The organism is Bradyrhizobium sp. SZCCT0153 (genome assembly GCF_018129995.1).
Classification (GTDB): domain Bacteria; phylum Pseudomonadota; class Alphaproteobacteria; order Rhizobiales; family Xanthobacteraceae; genus Bradyrhizobium; species Bradyrhizobium japonicum_G.
In genome coordinates this window covers 763,001-781,774 of the sequence record NZ_JAFCKS010000003.1, presented here as the reverse complement: position 1 = coordinate 781,774, position 18,774 = coordinate 763,001, and the positions used below count along the sequence as shown (strand labels likewise).

The 18,774-nt window shown below is 64.6% G+C and carries 17 protein-coding genes; 14 read left to right on the top strand and 3 right to left on the bottom strand.

Annotated elements, in window-relative coordinates; translation table 11 throughout:
• The first annotated feature begins 87 nt into the window (after positions 1–87).
• From JQ572_RS17335 to boxB, 5 genes are all read left to right on the top strand, one after another.
• Complete coding sequence (locus JQ572_RS17335) at positions 88–1,629, top strand: benzoate-CoA ligase family protein (RefSeq protein WP_211384144.1); 1,542 nt, start codon at positions 88–90, stop codon at positions 1,627–1,629.
• Between the two features lie 250 nt (positions 1,630–1,879).
• Complete coding sequence (locus JQ572_RS17330) at positions 1,880–2,698, top strand: alpha/beta fold hydrolase (protein ID WP_211384145.1); 819 nt, start codon at positions 1,880–1,882, stop codon at positions 2,696–2,698.
• A gap of 21 nt (positions 2,699–2,719) precedes the next feature.
• Positions 2,720–3,244 (top strand): DUF309 domain-containing protein, encoded by a 525-nt coding sequence (locus JQ572_RS17325; protein WP_211384146.1) that lies wholly within the window; start codon positions 2,720–2,722, stop codon positions 3,242–3,244.
• A 121-nt stretch (positions 3,245–3,365) separates the two neighbouring features.
• Positions 3,366–5,054 (top strand): 2,3-epoxybenzoyl-CoA dihydrolase, encoded by a 1,689-nt coding sequence (gene boxC, locus JQ572_RS17320; protein WP_211384147.1) that lies wholly within the window; start codon positions 3,366–3,368, stop codon positions 5,052–5,054.
• Between the two features lie 178 nt (positions 5,055–5,232).
• A complete protein-coding gene (gene boxB, locus JQ572_RS17315; protein ID WP_211384148.1) occupies positions 5,233–6,684 on the top strand; it encodes a benzoyl-CoA 2,3-epoxidase subunit BoxB in 1,452 nt (483 codons plus the stop codon).
• A gap of 175 nt (positions 6,685–6,859) precedes the next feature.
• Here boxB and JQ572_RS17310 read toward each other — a convergent pair whose 3' ends face one another.
• Positions 6,860–7,660 carry an SDR family oxidoreductase gene (locus JQ572_RS17310; protein WP_211384149.1) on the bottom strand — a complete coding sequence of 267 codons (801 nt, stop codon included), beginning with the start codon at positions 7,658–7,660 and terminating at the stop codon, positions 6,860–6,862.
• Positions 7,661–7,839: 179 nt separating this feature from the next.
• Positions 7,840–8,898 (bottom strand): polysaccharide deacetylase family protein, encoded by a 1,059-nt coding sequence (locus JQ572_RS17305; RefSeq protein WP_211384150.1) that lies wholly within the window; start codon positions 8,896–8,898, stop codon positions 7,840–7,842.
• A 165-nt stretch (positions 8,899–9,063) separates the two neighbouring features.
• On the opposite strand from JQ572_RS17305, the gene JQ572_RS17300 reads away from it, so the two are divergent.
• Entirely contained in the window at positions 9,064–10,458 is a 1,395-nt protein-coding gene (locus JQ572_RS17300; RefSeq protein WP_211384151.1) for an OmpA family protein, read from the top strand.
• A 2-nt stretch (positions 10,459–10,460) separates the two neighbouring features.
• Positions 10,461–10,757, top strand: a complete 297-nt coding sequence (locus JQ572_RS17295; protein WP_211384152.1) for a hypothetical protein — start codon at positions 10,461–10,463, stop codon at positions 10,755–10,757.
• Positions 10,758–10,825: 68 nt separating this feature from the next.
• On the opposite strand, the gene JQ572_RS17290 is transcribed toward JQ572_RS17295, so the two are convergent.
• A complete protein-coding gene (locus tag JQ572_RS17290; RefSeq protein WP_211384153.1) occupies positions 10,826–11,083 on the bottom strand; it encodes a hypothetical protein in 258 nt (85 codons plus the stop codon).
• Between the two features lie 588 nt (positions 11,084–11,671).
• On the opposite strand from JQ572_RS17290, the gene JQ572_RS17285 reads away from it, so the two are divergent.
• The 7 genes from JQ572_RS17285 to phoU all read left to right on the top strand — a co-directional run bounded on the left by JQ572_RS17285 (position 11,672) and on the right by phoU (position 18,770).
• Complete coding sequence (locus JQ572_RS17285; RefSeq protein WP_211384154.1) at positions 11,672–12,727, top strand: putative bifunctional lysylphosphatidylglycerol flippase/synthetase; 1,056 nt, start codon at positions 11,672–11,674, stop codon at positions 12,725–12,727.
• A 67-nt stretch (positions 12,728–12,794) separates the two neighbouring features.
• Entirely contained in the window at positions 12,795–14,093 is a 1,299-nt protein-coding gene (locus tag JQ572_RS17280) for an ATP-binding protein (RefSeq protein ID WP_211384155.1), read from the top strand.
• A gap of 144 nt (positions 14,094–14,237) precedes the next feature.
• Positions 14,238–15,251, top strand: a complete 1,014-nt coding sequence (gene pstS, locus JQ572_RS17275) for a phosphate ABC transporter substrate-binding protein PstS (RefSeq protein ID WP_211384156.1) — start codon at positions 14,238–14,240, stop codon at positions 15,249–15,251.
• A 130-nt stretch (positions 15,252–15,381) separates the two neighbouring features.
• Positions 15,382–16,371 (top strand): phosphate ABC transporter permease subunit PstC, encoded by a 990-nt coding sequence (gene pstC / locus JQ572_RS17270; protein ID WP_211384221.1) that lies wholly within the window; start codon positions 15,382–15,384, stop codon positions 16,369–16,371.
• Positions 16,372–16,375: 4 nt separating this feature from the next.
• Positions 16,376–17,221, top strand: a complete 846-nt coding sequence (pstA, locus tag JQ572_RS17265; RefSeq protein WP_211384157.1) for a phosphate ABC transporter permease PstA — start codon at positions 16,376–16,378, stop codon at positions 17,219–17,221.
• The gene (pstB, locus tag JQ572_RS17260; RefSeq protein WP_211384158.1) at positions 17,218–18,042 is read left to right on the top strand and encodes a phosphate ABC transporter ATP-binding protein PstB; all 825 of its coding nucleotides are present in this window, start codon (positions 17,218–17,220) and stop codon (positions 18,040–18,042) included. The genes pstA and pstB overlap by 4 nt, the downstream gene beginning before the upstream one ends.
• Before the next feature lie 11 nt (positions 18,043–18,053).
• Entirely contained in the window at positions 18,054–18,770 is a 717-nt protein-coding gene (phoU, locus tag JQ572_RS17255) for a phosphate signaling complex protein PhoU (protein ID WP_211384159.1), read from the top strand.
• Positions 18,771–18,774 lie beyond the last annotated feature (4 nt).

Sequence of the window (18,774 nt, the reverse complement as noted above, 5' to 3'; positions counted from 1 at the left end):
AATGAAACATAGTGCCTGCTAGCATTGACAGCAAGCCGCCACAGTGTCTTTGTATGAATTATAATTCTAAAATCGAGGGAGAAGTCCGTGAGCGAGGGATCCTATAACGCGGTGACCTGGCTGCTCGACCGTAACGTCGAGGCGGGCCGCGGCGGGAAGCTGGCTTTCGACGACACCGTCTCGCGGCTCACCTATGGCGAGCTTCAGCGCGAGACGCGGCGCGCCGCCAACATGCTGCGCCGGCTCGGCGTCCGCCGCGAGGAACGCGTGGCGATGATCATGCTGGACACGGTCGATTTCCCGATCGTGTTCCTGGGTGCGATCCGCGCCGGCATCGTGCCGGTGCCGCTCAACACGCTGCTGACGGCGGACCAATACGCCTACATCCTCGCCGATTGCCGCGCGCGCGTGTTGTTCGTGTCGGAAGCGCTCTACCCCGTCATCAGGGACGTCGTCGGCCGCATGCCCGATCTGGAGCATGTCGTCGTCTCCGGCGCCAAGCAGAACGGTCACAAGCAACTCGCCGAGGAGCTCGCGGACGAGAGCGACAAATTCACCACCGCCGCCACGCATCCCGACGAGCCGGCGTTCTGGCTCTATTCGTCCGGCTCGACCGGCATGCCCAAGGGCGTGCGTCACATCCATTCGAACATGCAGGCGACCGCCGACACTTATGCGAGCCAGGTCTTGGGCATCCGCGAGAGCGATGTCTGCCTCTCCGCCGCCAAGCTGTTCTTCGCCTATGGCCTCGGCAACGCGTTGACCTTCCCGATGTCGGTCGGCGCCAGCGTCATCCTCAACAGCGAGCGGCCGACGCCGGCGCGCATGTTCGACCTGATGAACCGCTACAAGCCGTCGATCTTCTACGGCGTGCCGACGCTGTTCGCGGCGATGCTCAACGACGAAACCATGAAGAGCGAGCGCGGCGGCGGCGCCCTGCGCATCTGTACCTCGGCCGGCGAGGCGTTGCCGGAATCCGTCGGCCTCAGCTGGAAGGCGCGCTTCGGCGTCGACATCCTCGACGGCGTCGGCTCGACCGAGCTGTTGCACATCTTCCTGTCGAACGCGCCCGGCGACATCAAATACGGCTCTTCCGGCAAGCCGGTGCCGGGTTATGCCGTGCGGCTCGTCAACGAATCCGGCCAGGACGTCGCCGACGGCGAAGTCGGTGAGCTCCTGGTCGATGCGCCTTCCGCCGGCGAAGGCTACTGGAATCAGCGCCACAAGAGCCGCCGCACCTTTGAAGGACCGTGGACCCGCACCGGCGACAAATATGTCCGCGACGGCGAGGGCCGCTACACCTTCTGCGGCCGCGCCGACGACATGTTCAAGGTTTCCGGCATCTGGGTCTCGCCGTTCGAGGTCGAGAGCGCGCTGATCACGCATCCCGCCGTGCTGGAAGCTGCCGTCGTGCCCGAGGCCGATCCGGAGGGCCTGCTGAAGCCGAAGGCCTTCGTCGTGCTGCGTCCGGGTGTGAAGACGACCGACTTGCAGGAAATGCTGAAGGAGCACGTCAAGCAGAAGATCGGCCCCTGGAAATACCCGCGCTGGATCGACGTGGTGGAGTCGTTGCCGAAGACCGCGACGGGAAAGATCCAGCGGTTCAAGCTGCGGGACGGGACGAATTGAGTGAGCGCATGTCGAACGTGACTGACACTGTCGCAGCGGACTCCACTGCGCTCCCTCCCCCGCAAGGAGGGAGGGCGGGGGACAGGGGTAGCCCAGCAAACGGTTTTCATTGTCGCGCGCCAGATGGTCTCCGCCACACCGGGAGTCCCCGTGTGGCACCCCTCTCCCTAGCCCTCCCCCGCAAGGGGGGAGGGAACGACGGAGCGCTTGGCCACGTCTCGTTCTCATCGCCCGAAGATTGAGTGACAGCATGACAAACCTCGCCCCCACCGGCTTCCTCAGCATCGATGGCGCCAGCCTCGAATACAAATGGCTCGCGCCGCAATCGGCTGACGCGCCGACCATCGTGTTGCTGCATGAAGGGCTCGGCTCCGTCGGCCTCTGGGGCGACTTCCCTGAAAAACTCCGGCAGGCAACCTCCGCCGGCGTCTTCGTCTATTCGCGCGCGGGCTATGGCCAGTCGAGCCCGGTGACGCTGCCGCGACGGCTCGACTACATGCATCGCGAGGCGCTCGACGTGCTGCCGAAAATCCTCGATGCGATCGGGTTCAAGCGCGGCCTCCTGCTCGGCCATTCCGACGGCGCTTCGATTGCGACGATCTATGCCGGCGCGCATCAGGACCACCGGCTGAGCGGCCTCGTGCTGATCGCGCCGCACTTCATCGTCGAGGACGTCTCGGTGAAGTCGATTGCCGAAATCAAGACGGCCTTCGAGACCACCGATCTCAAGGCAAAGCTTGCGCGCTGGCACAAGGACGTCGACAACGCCTTCCATGGCTGGAACGGCGCCTGGCTCGACCCCAAGTTCCGCGACTGGGATATTTCCGAATATCTCGCCTATATCCGTGTCCCTGTCATGATCCTGCAAGGCGCGAATGACCAATATGGGACACTGCGTCAGGTCGAAATCGCGCAGGAAGAGTGTTATTGTCCGGTAGATTTGAAAATCATTTCAGACGCGGGCCATTCCCCGCATCGTGAAGCGCCGGGGGCGACGCTTGACGCGATTGAGCAATTTGCAAGTGCGGCCCTGCGCGACGATCAGGGACTCCAGGGACGCGCCGCATGATGTTGCGGAGGCACGCCCTCAATGAGTGTGCCGTCGAACGCGAGCGGCCCGCTGCCGTGGCCGCAATGGGCCCACGTGCCGGGCGAGACCGGTGCGGTCGATGCGGACCACGAGACGCTCGACCTGGCCAAGGCGCTGGTGCCTTCGGCCTTTCGCGGCCATGTGCCGGCGCGCCATCCGGCGCTGCGTTACGGGCTCGCTCTCAACGACCGCGGCTATTTCTGGGAATCGCAGGAGGTGCTGGAAGCGGTGTGGGCCGCAGCGCCGCAAGGCGGCCGCGAGCGCATTCTGCTGCGCGCCTGCATCCACATCGCCAATGCGAATCTGCGGCTGCGCATGCAGCGGCTGCATTCGGCCGCCCGGCTGTTCGGCGAGGCGCTCGGCGAACTGCGGCCGCTGAATTCCCGCAAGGCGGCTGCGGCCGGCGATGGCTTCGTCGAGACCTTCCCTGTTCCGGCCCTGGTCGCGCTGTTGCAAGCCAAGCTCGGCCGGTCTGAGCTTTCCAAGGCAGACTGGATCGCCCTCGGCGCGATCGTGCGGTCCTGAATTGCGCGCATGAAACAAAATGCATGTCCATCCCGCTAAGGGGTAGACGGCTGTAAAAAGATGCACTATTGTGCATCTAACGCTAAAGCTCAGAACGCATAATCAAGCTCAAGGGTGGCCCATGGCCGGGGAAGATCGGCGCCTCGCAGGCGGCGCGACATTCATCGATTTCCAGACCGAGCCGTCCCGCTATCGGCACTGGAAGGTTGCGGTCGAAGGTGACGTCGCGACGCTGACCATGGATGTCGACGAGAACGGCGGTCTGTTCGAAGGCTATCTGCTCAAGCTCAATTCCTACGATCTCGGCGTCGACATCGAACTCGCGGACGCCGTGCAGCGGCTGCGCTTCGAGCACCCCGAGGTGAAGGTCGTGGTGATGCGCTCGGCCAAGAACCGCGTGTTCTGCGCCGGCGCCAACATCCGCATGCTCGCGGGCTCCACCCATGCCCACAAGGTCAATTTCTGCAAGTTCACCAACGAGACCCGTAACGGCATGGAGGATTCGTCGGAGAATTCCGGCCAGCGTTTCATCACCGTGGTGAACGGCTCGGCCGCCGGCGGCGGCTATGAGCTGGCGCTCGCCACCGACCACATCATCCTCGCCGACGACGGCTCGTCTGCCGTCGCTCTGCCCGAAGTGCCGCTGCTCGCGGTGCTGCCTGGCACCGGCGGCCTCACCCGCGTCGTCGACAAGCGCAAGGTGCGCCGCGACCACGCCGATTTCTTCTGCACCATCGAGGAGGGCGTGAAGGGCAAGCGCGCCGTGCAGTGGCGATTGGTCGACGAGATCGCGCCGAACTCAAAACTCGAAGCCAAGGTCGCCGAGCGCGCCAGGGAATTCGCAGCCGCCTCGAAACGCAAGGGCAGCGGCAAGGGCATCGCGCTCACCCCGCTCAAGCGCATCATCGACGAAACCAGCATCCGCTACGGCTTCGTCACGGTCGATATCGACCGCACGGCCCGCATCGCCACGATCTCGATCAAGGCGCCGGAGGCGCCGCCGCCGGCCGACATTGACGGCATGATGGCGCAGGGGGCGTCGTTCTGGCCGCTTCAGGTCGCGCGCGAGATCGACGACGCGATCCTGCACCTGCGCATCAACGAGCTCGAGATCGCGATGCTGGTGTTCAAGAGCCATGGTGACCGCGCCCACGTGCTCGCCAGCGATGCCTTCCTCGAAGCCAACAAGGTGCACTGGCTGGTCAACGAAATCCGGCACTACTGGAAGCGCGTGCTCAAACGCATCGACGTCACCTCGCGTACACTGGTGACGCTGGTCGAGCCCGGCTCCTGCTTTGCCGGCACGCTCGCCGAGCTCGTCTTCGCCGCCGACCGCTCCTACATGCTGATCGGCACCCGCCAGGGCGACAATCGTCCGCCGCCCTCGATCGAGCTGTCGGCGATGAATTTCGGTCCGTATCCGATGAGCCATGGCCTGACGCGGCTTTCGTCGCGTTTCCAGGCCGATCCGTCCGATGTGGAGCGCGCGGAAGCCACCATGGGTACCGCGATCGATGCCGAGCAGGCCGAAGAACTCGGCCTCGTCACCTTCGCGCTCGACGACATCGACTGGGACGACGAGGTTCGCGTGTTTCTGGAGGAGCGCGCCAGCTTCTCGCCCGACAGTCTCACCGGCATGGAAGCGAATTTGCGCTTCGTCGGTCCCGAGACGATGGAATCGAAGATCTTCTCGCGTCTCACCGCCTGGCAGAACTGGATCTTCCAGCGCCCCAACGCGGTCGGCGAGGAAGGCGCGCTGCGCCGCTACGGCAGCGGCCAGAAGCCGAAATTCGATATGACGAGAGTGTAGTTTTCGTGTCCCGGGCGCGCTGCGGCACCAAAAGCGCAACGCGCGTCTTCAACGCGCTATGGTGCCGCTGCGCAGAACCGGGACCCGGAACGGACCAGACAATAGGTCCCGGCTCAGCAGTGCAGCACTTCGCGCCGCACTGCGTCCGGGACACGAGACGGAGCAAGGAGATGCGGCCATGAACATGAACATCATGAACGTCGACTACTCGACCAAGATTCCGAACAACGTGAATCTCGCCGAAGACCGCCAGGTGCTCAAAGCGCTGGAAGGCTGGCATCCCGGCTACATGGACTGGTGGAGCGACATGGGCCCCGAGGGCTTCCAGGAATCGCTGGTGTATCTGCGCACGGCCTATTCAGTCGATCCGCGCGGCTGGGCCAAGTTCGACTATGTGCGCATGCCCGACTATCGCTGGGGCATCCTGCTCGCGCCGCAGGAGGAAAATCGCGTCGTCCCGTTCGGCGAGCATTTTGGCGAGCCGGCCTGGCAGGAAGTCCCGGGCGAGTATCGCGCCATGCTGCGCCGCCTGATCGTGATCCAGGGCGACACCGAGCCGGCCTCCGTCGAGCAGCAGCGCCATCTCGGCAAGACCGCGCCCTCGCTCTACGACATGCGCAATCTGTTCCAGGTCAATGTCGAGGAGGGTCGTCACCTTTGGGCGATGGTCTATCTGCTCCAGAAATATTTCGGCCGCGACGGCCGCGAGGAGGCCGATGATCTGCTGCGTCGTCGCTCAGGCGATGCCGACGCGCCGCGCATGCTGGGCGCCTTCAACGAGGCGACGCCGGACTGGTTGTCCTTCTTCATGTTCACCTATTTCACCGACCGCGACGGCAAGATGCAGCTGCACAGCCTCGCCCAGTCGGGCTTCGATCCGCTCTCGCGGACCTGCCGCTTCATGCTGACGGAAGAAGCGCACCACATGTTCGTCGGCGAGACCGGCATCACCCGCGTGGTGCAGCGCACCTGCGATGCAATGCGCGAAGCCGGCATCACCGATCCCACCGACATCGCCAAGGTCCGCGCGCTCGGCGTGATCGACCTGCCGACGATCCAGAAGAAGCTGAACCTGCACTACACGTTGTCGCTCGACCTGTTCGGCTCGGAAGTCTCGACCAACGCGGCGAATGCCTTCAACACCGGCATCAAGGGCCGCTATCACGAGACCCAGATTGACGACGATCACCAGCTCAAGAACGCGACCTATCCGGTGCTCAAGTTCATCGACGGCGAGATCAAGCTGGTCGATGAGCCGGCGCTGACCGCGCTCAACATGCGCCTGCGCGATGATTACAGCCAGGATTGCGTCAAGGGCATGCTGCGCTGGAACAAGGTGATCTCGACCGCTGGCTATCAGTTCCAGCTCAAGCTGCCGAATGTCGCCTTCCACCGCCACATCGGCGAGTTCAAGGACGTGCATGCGACCCCGGACGGTCTCTTGATCGACGATGCCACCTGGGCGAAGCGCAAGGACGAATGGCTGCCTTCGACGGCCGACGGCGACTTCATCTCCTCGCTGATGCAGCCCGTGACCGAAACCGGCCAGTTCGCCTCCTGGATCTCGCCGCCGAAAGTCGGCATCGACAACAAGCCCGGCGATTTCGAGTACGTGAAGATCGAGTCGTAGGCGACTTCTTCACCTCTCCCCGCTTGCGGGGAGAGGTCGGATCGCTCTTGCGATCCGGGTGAGAGGGTACAGGTGCGGCGACAATCTCACGTGAGGAGAGAGCCCCTCACCCCAACCCTCTCCCCGTAAGAACGGGGCGAGGGAGCGCACCGTCCGCGCCGCGGGCTCGCGCCGCCTACCCCGCGATCTCAAGCCCGGCATTGGCGTAGACCACGCCGCCGTCGACGGCGATGGTGTTGCCGACCACGTAGTCGCCGGCCCGCGACGCGAGATAGATCGCCACTCCCGCCATGTCCTCGTCGGTTCCGATGCGCCGCGCCGGAATACGCTTTGCGACGTCGTCCGCATGGTCGCGCGCGGCCCGGTTCATGTCGGACTTGAACGCGCCGGGCGCGATCGCGGTGACATTGATGTTGTCCTTGATCAGTTTCGTCGCCATGCGCCGCGTCAGATGGATCACGGCGGCTTTGCTGGCGGCGTAGGAATAGGTCTCGCTCGGATTGACGAAGATGCCGTCGACCGAGGCGATGTTGATGACCTTGGCCGGACGTTCTGCGCTTGCAGCCGCGCGCAGCGGTTTCGCCAGCGCCTTGGTCAGGAAGAACAGCGACTTGACGTTGAGGTCCATGACCTTGTCCCAGCCGCTTTCCGGGAATTCGTCGAACTCCGCGCCCCAGGCGGCGCCGGCATTGTTGACGAGGATGTCGAGCTTCGGCTCCAGCTTGATGATTTCGCCGGCGAGCTTGTCGCAGCCTTCGACGGTCGAGATGTCGATCGGCAGCGCGATGCACTCGCCGTGATATTGGCCTGACAGCTCTTTCGCCGTAGCCTCGCAAGGTCCCGCCTTGCGCGCGGTGATGTAGACCTTCGCAGCGCCTTGCGCGAGGAAGCCCGCCGCGATCATCTTGCCGATGCCGCGCGAGCCGCCGGTCACGAGTGCGATGCGGCCTTTGAGCGAGAACAGATCGTCGAACATGGTGCCTCCCTTTGGTTTGGCGACGTTTTGAGCGCGGCAGGGAGGGGAGTCAAGGAACCGTCGCGCGCTCCGCCCTCATCCTGAGGAGCGCGTCAGCGCGTCTCGAAGGATGCGGGCGGCCCATCCTTCGAGACGCGCTCCTTCGGAGCGCCCTCAGGATGAGGTCTGAGTGTGAAGGATCAGGCCGCCGCGATCCGGCGGAAGCCGTTCCACATCGCGGTCGCGGCGCCCGAGGTCAACACCGGCAGAATTCGCGCGTCCTGGTAATTGCCGTTGAGCGAGACGCGCGGCAGCGCGGTCATGTGGCCGGCGTTCTCGGCGAACAGCATGCCGGGCCGCGTCGTCACCGCGGTCTTGAATCCGGCGGCCGCAGCAAGGGTGAATTCGCGCGCGCCCGCCGCTCCACGGTCGCCATAGGGATAGGCGAAATGCTGCACCGTGCGGCCGAGCGCCTGCTCGATCCGCGCGCGGCTCGCCGCCATCTCCTGCGTGGCGATCTCTTCGCTTTGCCTGGCCAGGTTGCAATGGCTGACGGTGTGGGCGCCGATCGTGACGAGGGGATCGGCGGCAAACGTCTTCACCTCGTCCCAGGACAGGCAGAGGTCGCGGCACAGCGCGGCGATGTCGACGCCGTATCTCGTGCAGAGCGCCTCGATCTCGCGCTTGAGATCGTGCTCACCCGGCAGCGCGCGCAGCCAGTCGTGCAGACGGTCGAATGCGACCTGCTTGGCCGCGGGCGTGGTCGCATCGAGCCGCAGCGCCGAAGTGCCGATCTTCACCTCGATCTGCTCGGTCTTGGCGATCACGGCCTCCAGTGCCGCCCACCACAGCCGTCCGGTGCCCTCGGCGAAGTCGCTGGCGACATAGACCGCCAGTGGCGCGTCAAATTCGCGCAGAACGGGCAGCGCATGGTCGAGATTGTCGCGATAGCCGTCATCGAGCGTGAAAGCGGCGAAGCGGCGGGAGAACCGGCCCCGCACCAGCCGCTCATGCAGCTCGTCCATGCTGACGATGTCGATCTCGCGCGAGCGCAAATGGCTCAGGGCGGCGCGCAGGAATTCGGGGGTGACCTCGAGATGCCGGTTCGGCTGGAATGCGGCCTCGCGGGCCGGCCGCACGTGATGCAGCATGAAAATGGCGCCGACGCCCGACAAAAGCGGGCGCAACAGGTGGTGCGCCCCGCTGAAATAGAGTGCTTCCAGCCCGGCGCGGATGACGTTGTTACGAAGTTGTTTCATGACCGGCTGGCGGACTCTGGCATTCCACCCTCAACTTACGGAAGAACCCTTGAAGAAAAAGTTATTCCAATTGTCCATGCAAAGGCCTTGGGAGGGCCGCCATTTCCGGTTTGACAGCCTGACAAGGGTTTGTTTTGTCTCCGGTTCCAGAGTTCGGGTCGTCGAATGCAGAAGCTTTTCAGGTGGGCCAGCAAATGGTGGCCGGGGCTGATCCCCCTGGCTGTCATGTGGGGATTTGCGGCCTGGAAGAACACCTTACCGGTCGAGGCGGACCTGTCCGCCCGCAGCTCGGCGGCGCTCAAGGATACCGTTCTGGACAAGACCCGGATCGCGGTGGACGGCCGCGACGTCCGCCTGGCCGCGGACGCCTTTTCCGAGGAAGGGCGCCGGGACGCCGTGATGGCGGTGGAGATCGTCCCGGGCGTGCGCCTGGTCGACGACCAGACCCGCCTCGTTGCCGAGGCCAAGCCCTTCGTCTGGAACGCCGAGCGTGACGTGGTGCGGGTGACGCTGTCGGGCTCCGCGCCCTTGCCGTCGATCAAGGGCCGCCTGACCGAGGCGGCCCGCAAGGGGGGTGGCGGTGTCGAGGTGGCCGATCAGATGGGGCTGGCGCGGGGCGCGCCGCCGCGGTTCGAGGCGGCTGCGATGCTGCTGCTCGACCAGATCGGCAAGCTCAAGGACGGCAAGATCACGATAACGGACACCAAGGTCAACCTGTCGGGCATGGCGCGCGAACTCGGCGGCCGCGAAGCGGTCGCAGCCGCGCTCAAGAACCTGCCTGAAGGCTTTTCGATCGCCGCCAACGACGTCAAGGCGCCGCCCTACGTCTTCCAGGCCTACAAGGATCCGGTGGCCGCGACGGTGACGCTCACCGGCTACGTTCCCGACAACAATGTCCACGCAGCCATCGCCACAAGCGCGTCGCGAAAGTTCTTCAACGAAAAGGTCGTCGACAATCTCAAGGCCAGCGTCGGCGCGCCCGGCTCCTTCAACATCGCCGTGATTGCAGCGCTCGGCGCGCTGTCGCGGCTGTCGACCGGCACGCTCGTCGTATCCGACCGCGAGGTGAAGCTGTCGGGCGATGCGCTCTATGAAGGTGCGGCCAACGACATCCGCGCGGGCCTCGGCAAGGACTTCCCGAAAAACTGGCAATACAAGCCGGAAATCACGGTCAAGCCGGCGGCCGGCCCGGTCGACGGCACGGTGTGCCAGCAACTGTTCTCGGAGCTCCTGAGCAAGGCCAACATCCGCTTCGGACCCAAGCGCGCCGACATAGATCCGGATTCCGTCGGCATTCTCGATCATCTGATCGAGAATGCACTGCGCTGCCCCACCACCAATATCGAGGTCGCCGGCCACACCGATGCCGATGGCGAGGACGCCTTCAACCAGGCGCTCTCGGAGAAGCGCGCGCAGGCGGTGATCGACTATCTGGTCAAGGCCGGGCTGCCGGCCAGCCGCTTCACCGCAGTCGGCTATGGCAGCACGCGGCCGGTCGCCGGCAACGACACCGACGACGGCAAGGCGCAGAATCGCCGTATCGAATTTCTGGTGAGGTGACGATGCCCTATCTCGTCTCATTCCATCTGGGCTGGCTGATCGGCTCGCTGCTGCTCGGCTTTTGCATGGGCTGGATCTCGGTGGTCCAGCGCGGCAATGGCACCTCGAAAGTGACCGCGCGCTGGCTCGCGGTGCTCGCGATCGCTCTGGTCGGCGCTTCGCTTTCGCATGTGGTCCCCGGCCGCTTCGGCTACTGGCTCGACCTCGGCCTGATCATGTTCGCCTGCTACCTCGTCGGCTGCACCATTGGCGCCTGGCTCCGCGATCGGGTGGTCTCGCGTACCGCGCCGGCGGGCTGACCGAGTCCATATCGTGCTGGCGAAACGTCACTGACCTTGCGGCCGGGAAAACTCGTGCTGCGATGCGCTCAGTGAAAGCCGGCGCTCAAGTTGCGGTCGCGAATTCCGATGGCCTTGGCCTGCGCAGCAGACACGCCATCCCGGCACTGGATATACCGCAACACTTGCGCGTCAGTGCCCGCGGCGTGCGCGCGCCACATGTCGAGATTGAAACCGTTCTTGGCCATGCACGCCTGCGAATGCGGACTGTCGTTGCGCTCTCTGGCGCCGGCTGGAGCGGCGGCCATAACGACCACCGCGATGACGGCGCCGAGCTGAAACCTCATGGTTTCTCCCCCCTCTCATGCAAATTCTTGTTTGAAGCGACCGCTGCCGAGACCGGCGGCCGGCTATCTTGCTGCCGAGAACCTCGCCGATTGTCCGTTCGCTCGCCAGAGGCAGCGGAGAGATAACCACAGGTAGTTGCGGCGGGAGCGCTCAACGGCCCGGCCGATCGTCTCGTTGCACCGGCCCGGGTGCGGCAGGGGGCGGGCAGCCGGCAAGTCGGGTCCCCCCCTCTTTCAACAGGCGGGTGCGGCCCATAGATTGACGTCGGCTTAAGTCGTGACGGAACATTGTACGGTCGAAATCATCAAAACTTCATGGCGACTGCGCAGGATTGCCGTGGAGATTCGCGCCAGTCTTGCCGCCGAAAGCGCCAAACCGTGCATCAGGAGCCCGCAACCCTGCCTAAAATATTGAAGGCACGAGTTTTTGTTCGAATTGCCGAATTCCACTCCGCCCGGAAACGCGCTAGTGGAAGGGGAGCGGGCATGCGCGATGCCGGGGCCGGCGGCGAGGGGTCGTTGGGTACCTGCATGTCGTCCGCCTGTTCGCCGGCCACCCCGGCCGCTGAAGCGTTGTTCGAGGTCTAGATGCTGGAAGCCATCCGCAGGGCGATATCGTTTCTGCGCCAGAAGCAAATCCTGCATAAGCTTGGAGTTGTGATCAGCGTCGCGGTCATCGGCATCGCTTGCTATGTGCTCTATCACATGCTGCGAGGCATCGATTTCAACGAGGTCGTCGAAGCGATCAAGAGCACCGAGCCGAGCCAGATTGCGATGGCGGGGCTGTTCGTCGCTGCGGGCTATTTCACCCTGACCTTCTACGACCTGTTCGCGGTGCGGGCCATCGGCCACTCCCATGTGCCCTATCGCATCAATGCGCTCGCGGCCTTTACCAGCTATTCGATCGGCCACAATGTCGGCGCCAGCGTCTTCACCGGCGGCGCGGTGCGCTACCGCATCTATTCGGCCTACGGCCTGAACGCGATCGACGTCGCGAAAATCTGCTTCCTCGCCGGCCTGACCTTCTGGCTCGGCAATGCCGCCGTGCTCGGCCTCGGCATCTCCTATCATCCGGAGGCCGCCGCCTCGATCGACCAGTTGCCGCCGTGGCTGAACCGGGCGGTGGCGATGATGATCATCGTCGGGCTGGTCGCCTATGTGGTCTGGGTCTGGACCCAGCCGCGGGTGGTCGGCCGCGGGCCGTGGACCGTGATGCTGCCGGGCGGCCCGTTGACCCTGCTCCAGATCGCCATCGGCATCATCGACCTCGGCTTCTGCGCGCTCGCGATGTACGTGCTGGTCCCGGACGAGCCCAATCTCGGCTTCGTGGTGGTCGCGGTGATCTTCGTCTCGGCCACCCTGCTCGGCTTTGCCAGCCATTCGCCCGGAGGCCTCGGCGTGTTCGACGCCGCCATGCTGGTCGGCCTCTGGCAGATGGATCGCGAGGAACTTCTGGGCGGGATGCTGCTGTTCCGCGTCCTCTATTATCTTTCCCCCTTTGTCATATCTGTAATCTTGCTGACGTTTCGCGAAGTTATCATCGGCGCACGATCGAAGCGCCTGCAGCAGGCGGCGCTCAAGCTCGACCCCGGCCCGGCGCGTGAAGCCGCCTATGTGAGAGAGCGTAGCGACAGCGGCGCCTGACCGGCGCAAGTCATGAGTCTCAAGTCTTGAGTCTCAAGTCCAGAGCCTCCAGGAGAAGCCCGCCCCGATGGCGATCGACGCCCCATCTTCTCCCACCGCCCAGCCCTGGTCCGACCGGCTGCGGCACTCGACCATCATCCTGATCGCCGCAGCGCTGGCGCTGTCGGTGGTGGTTTCGCTCGACGAATTGTCGGTGATGCGGGCGGCGACGGTGTTCCTCTGCATCGCGGCTGCGGCGCTGATCCCCTGGCGGCTGCACGATAACGCGGCCTCGCGCGAGGATACCCGCCGCATCAATCCGGTCGAGAGCGCGGCGGTGGCCGCAGTCGTCGCCGGCATGCCGGATCCGGCGGTTCTGCTCGACCGTGCCGGCCGCGTCATCCACCTCAACGCCGCTGCCGCCCAGCTCGCCCCGGCGCTGCGGCGGAACGAGCTCGCCCAGTTCGCGCTGCGCTCGCCGGAGATCATCACGGCGCTGCGCGAGTCGATCGCGACCACCGAGCCGCGGCGCACGACCTATCTCGACCATGTCCCGGTCGACCGCTGGATGGAGCTGACGATCACGCCGGTGCCGGTGCCGACCTCGTTCGGCGGCGCCGACAAATGCATGCTGATGACCTTCCACGACCAGACGCCGCTGCGCCGGGTCGAGGAGATGCGCGCCGACTTCGTCGCCAATGCCAGCCACGAGCTGCGCACGCCGCTGGCCGCGCTGTCCGGCTTCATCGACACGCTGCAGGGCCAGGCCAAGGACGATCCCAAGGCACGCGAGCGCTTCCTCGGCATCATGCACAACCAGGCCACCCGCATGGCGCGCCTGATCGACGACCTGCTGTCGCTGTCGCGGGTCGAGCTGTCCGCCCATGTGCGGCCCGACACCCTGGTCGACCTGCTGCCGATCATCTTCCAGGTCGCCGACGGCCTCGAGCCGCTGGCCCGGGAACGCCAGGTCGAGGTCGAGACCCATCTGCCGGAAGCGCCGGTGATGATCGCCGGCGACCGCGAGGAGCTGCTGCGCCTGTTCGAGAACCTGATCGAGAACGCGCTCAAATACGGTGCCTCGGGCGGACGGATCATCGTGTCGCTCAATTCGGCTGCGGCCCCTGATGGAACTCCGGAAATCCGGGTCCTGGTCCGCGATTTCGGCCCCGGCATCGCGCCCGAGCACCTGCCGCGGCTGACCGAGCGGTTCTACCGGGTGGACGTCGGCGACAGCCGCTCGCAGGGCGGGACCGGGCTCGGATTATCGCTGGTGAAACATATTCTTAACCGCCATCGCGGCCGGCTTCTGATCGAAAGCGTGCCCAAGCAGGGCGCCACTTTCACCGCCTGTTTTCCCCAGGTCAGGACTGCGGCTTCAGCCTGAAATCCAAGTGATTTGAGCTGGTTGCGCGTGTCATCCGAGTGTCACGAAACCTTCGTAAAAGCACAGCCGACCGCTCCTAAAGGGACGGCACGGGGAGCGCGATCGGGCGCTGATGGCGCTTCGCTCCCCTGTATGGAGACCAGCATGAATTTCATCAAAACGATCGTCGCTGCCGGCTTGGTCGCCGCATCGACGACGGTGGCCTTTGCTGCCGATATCACCGGTGCCGGGGCGACCTTCCCGTTCCCGATCTATTCCAAATGGGCTGACGCCTACAAGAAGGAGACCGGCAACGGTCTGAACTACCAGTCGATCGGTTCCGGCGGCGGCATCAAGCAGATCCAGGCCAAGACCGTGACCTTCGGCGCGACCGACATGCCGCTCAAGGCCGAGCAGCTCGAGAAGGATGGCCTCGTCCAGTGGCCGATGGTGATGGGCTCGATCGTTCCCGTCGTCAACCTCGAGGGCGTGAAGCCGGGTGAGATGGTGTTCGACGGCGAGACGCTGGCCAGCATCTATCTCGGCAAGATCACCAAGTGGGACGACGCCGCGATCAAGAAGCTCAATCCCAATGTGAAGCTGCCTTCGGACGCGATTACCGTGGTCCGCCGCTCGGACGGTTCGGGCACGACCTTCAACTTCACCAACTACCTCTCCAAGGTCAGCCCGGACTGGAAGAGCAAGGTGGGCGAGGGCACCGCGGTCGAGTGGCCGGTCGGCGTCGGCGCCAAGGGCAACGAGGGCGTCTCCGGCAACATCGGCCAGACCAAGAACTCGATCGGCTACGTCGAGTATGCCTATGCCAAGCAGAACAAACTGACCTACACCAAGATGGTCAACAAGGGCGGCAAGACCGTCGAGCCGACCACCGAGGCCTTCCAGGCGGCCGCCTCCAACGCCGACTGGGCCAAGGCTCCCGGCTATTATGTCATCCTGACCGACCAGCCCGGCGACAAGTCCTGGCCGATCACCGCGGCGACCTTCATCCTCATGCACAAGGATGCGACCGACAAGGCGGCCGCGAAGGAGGCCCTCAAGTTCTTCACCTGGGCGTTCAAGAACGGCGACAAGATGGCTGAGGAGCTCGACTACATCCCGATGCCCGACAGCGTTGTGAAGCTGATCGAGAAGACCTGGTCCGCCGACATCAAGAGCTGAGTGCTCTGGTCCCGGACGCAGTGCCGGGATCTGCAAGACGTCCGCTCCGGATCGGCTTTGCGCCGCATCCGGAGCGCAAGACCGACAATAAGCGTATATAAAACGGGCACAGGGGATCGGCGTGGCTGAGATGGCTGTCGAGAGCAATGTAGTTGATGCCGCCGGACCGTATGATCGCGCCAAGGCGTTGAGCGCGTTCAAGCTCGGCGATGTCACCTTCTACTGGATCACCCGGCTGAGCGCGATCTCGGTGCTGCTGATCCTCGGCGGCATCATCATGTCGCTGGTCGTCGGCGCCTTCCCGGCGATGAAGGAGTTCGGCCTCTCGTTCCTGTGGACGCAGCGCTGGGCACCGTCGGCCGATCCGCCCGTGCTCGGCGCGCTCGGGCCGATGTACGGCACGCTCGTCACCTCCTTCATCGCGATGCTGATCGCCATTCCGGTCGGTATCGGCATTGCGATCTTCCTGACCGAGCTCTGCCCGCAATGGCTGCGCCGCCCGATCGGCATGGCGATCGAGCTGCTCGCCGGCATTCCCTCGATCATCTACGGCATGTGGGGCTTCTTCGTGCTGGGCCCGTTCCTGGCCAACACCTTCCAGCCCTTCATGATCAAGATCTTCGACGGCATCCCCGTGCTGGGCACAATCTTCGCGGGACCGCCGTCCTATCTCAGCCTGTTCAACGCGGCGCTGATCCTCGCGATCATGGTGCTGCCCTTCATCACCTCGATCTCGGTCGACGTGTTCAAGACGGTGCCGCCGGTGCTGAAAGAGGCCGCCTACGGCGTCGGCTGCACCACCTGGGAAGTCGTCCGCAGCGTGGTGATCCCCTACACCCGCGTCGGCGTCATCGGCGGCGTCATGCTGGCGCTCGGACGCGCGCTGGGCGAGACCATGGCGGTGACCTTCATCATCGGCAATTCGTTCCGCATCTCGGGGTCGATCTTCGCGCCGGGCACCACGATCTCGGCGGCGATCGCATCCGAATTCGCCGAAAGCGACGGTCTGCACCAGTCCGGCCTGATCCTGCTCGGCCTCTTGCTGTTCGTACTGACGTTCTTCGTGCTGGCCGCGGCGCGGCTGATGCTGATGCGGCTGGAAAAGAAGGCGGGGAACTAACGCGATGAACCCGATCTATGCACGTCGCCGCCGCAAGGACCTCATCATCCGCGGTCTTTGCTTCGCGGCTGCCGCCTTCGGCGTCACCTGGCTCGCGCTGATCCTGATCACGCTGCTGTACAACGGCCTTGCGGGCCTGAATGTTCAGCTGTTCACCGAGAACACGCCGCCGCCCGGATCCAACGAGGGCGGCCTGCTCAACGCCATCGTCGGTTCGCTGATGATGACCGTGATCGGCGTCGGTATCGGTGCGCCGCTCGGCATGTTCGCCGGCACCTATCTCGCCGAATACGGCCGCAACGACAAGCTGACGTCGGTGATCCGCTTCATCAACGACATCCTGCTCTCGGCGCCATCGATCATCATCGGCCTGTTCATCTATGGCGCCGTGGTGGTGCCGATGCGCGGGTTCTCGGCGGTCGCCGGCTGTCTCGCGCTCGCCGTCATCGTCATTCCGGTGGTGCTGCGCACGACCGAGGACATGCTGCTCTTGGTACCGAACGCGCTGCGCGAGGCGGCCTCGGCGCTCGGGCTGCCGCGCTCGCTGGTGATCAAGCGGATCGCCTACCGTTCGGCGCGCGCCGGCCTGATCACCGGCGTGCTGCTCGCCACCGCCCGCGTCGCCGGCGAGACCGCGCCGCTGCTGTTCACCGCGCTGTCGAACCAGTTCTTCAGCCTGGACCTGACCAAGACGATGGCCAACCTGCCGGTCACCATCAACAACTTCGTGCAGAGCCCCTACGCCTACTGGAAGCAGCTGGCATGGAGCGGGGCGCTGCTCATCACCCTGACCGTGCTTGCCCTGAACATTGGCGCGCGCATACTTGGCGCCGAGAGGACCGCAAAATGAGTGAACTTTCAGTATCGTCGATGAGCGCGGCCGGTGGCCTGCCCCAGACGGCAGCATTGCCCGAGGCTCCCCCCAAGGTGACGGTGCGCAACCTCAATTTCTATTACGGCGAGCACCACGCGCTGAAGAACATCAACCTGACGCTCGGCACCAACCGCGTCACGGCGTTCATCGGCCCGTCGGGCTGCGGCAAGTCGACCCTGCTGCGCATCTTCAACCGGATGTACGACCTCTATCCGGGCCAGCGCGCGACCGGTCAGGTGATGCTCGACCAGACCAACATCCTCGACGGCAAGCTCGACCTCAATCTGCTGCGCGCCCGCGTCGGCATGGTGTTCCAGAAGCCGACGCCGTTCCCGATGACGATCTACGAGAACATCGCTTTCGGCATCCGTCTTTACGAGAAAATCCCGAAGTCCGAGATGGACGGCCGGGTCGAGAAGGCGCTGCGCGGCGGCGCGCTCTGGAACGAGGTCAAGGACAAGCTCAACGCGTCGGGCCTGTCGCTGTCCGGCGGCCAGCAGCAGCGCCTCTGCATCGCCCGCACGGTCGCGGTGCGGCCCGAAGTGATCCTGTTCGACGAGCCCTGCTCGGCGCTCGATCCGATCTCGACCGCCAAGGTCGAGGAGCTGATCCAGGAGCTGTCCGAGAACTACACGATCGCGATCGTCACCCACAACATGCAGCAGGCGGCGCGCGTCTCCGACAAGACCGCCTTCATGTATCTCGGCGAGTTGATCGAGTTCGACGAGACCAGCAAGATATTCACGTCGCCGACCGATCGGCGCACGCAGGACTACATCACCGGCCGGTTCGGCTGAGGAGACAGGACATGGGTTCCGAACATACCGCAAAGGCCTTCGACACCGACCTCCAGGAGCTCACTCGCCTGGTCGCCGAGATGGGCGGAATCGCAGAGCGCATGATCGTCGATTCCGTCGATGCGCTGATCCGCCGCGACGTCGCGCTCGGCCAGCGCGTCGTCGCCATCGACGTCGAGCTCGACGCGCTGCAGAAGAAGATCGAGGAGCGCGCCGTCCTCACCATTGCGCGCCGCCAGCCGATGGCGGTGGATCTGCGCGAGATCGTCGGCGCCATGCGCGTCGCGACCGATCTGGAGCGTATCGGCGACCTCGCCAAGAACATGGGTAAGCGCGTCGCGGCGCTGGAAACGGATTTTCATCCGCTCAAGCTGTTCCGCGGCCTCGAGCACATGACCGACCTCGTGCAGCAGCAGGTCAAGTCGGTGCTGGACGCCTATGCCGCGCACGATCTGCCGGCGGCGATGGCGGTGTGGAAGGGCGACGAGGAAGTCGATGCCATCTGCACCTCGCTGTTCCGCGAGCTTCTCACCTACATGATGGAGGATCCGCGCAACATCTCGTTCTGCATCCATTTGATGTTCTGCGCCAAGAATATCGAGCGCATCGGCGACCACGCCACCAATATCGCCGAGACCGTGTTCTACATGATCGAGGGCCAGGCGATCACCGACAAGCGGCCGAAGGGCGACATGACGAACTTCGCCACGACGGTTCCGAATACCTGATCAC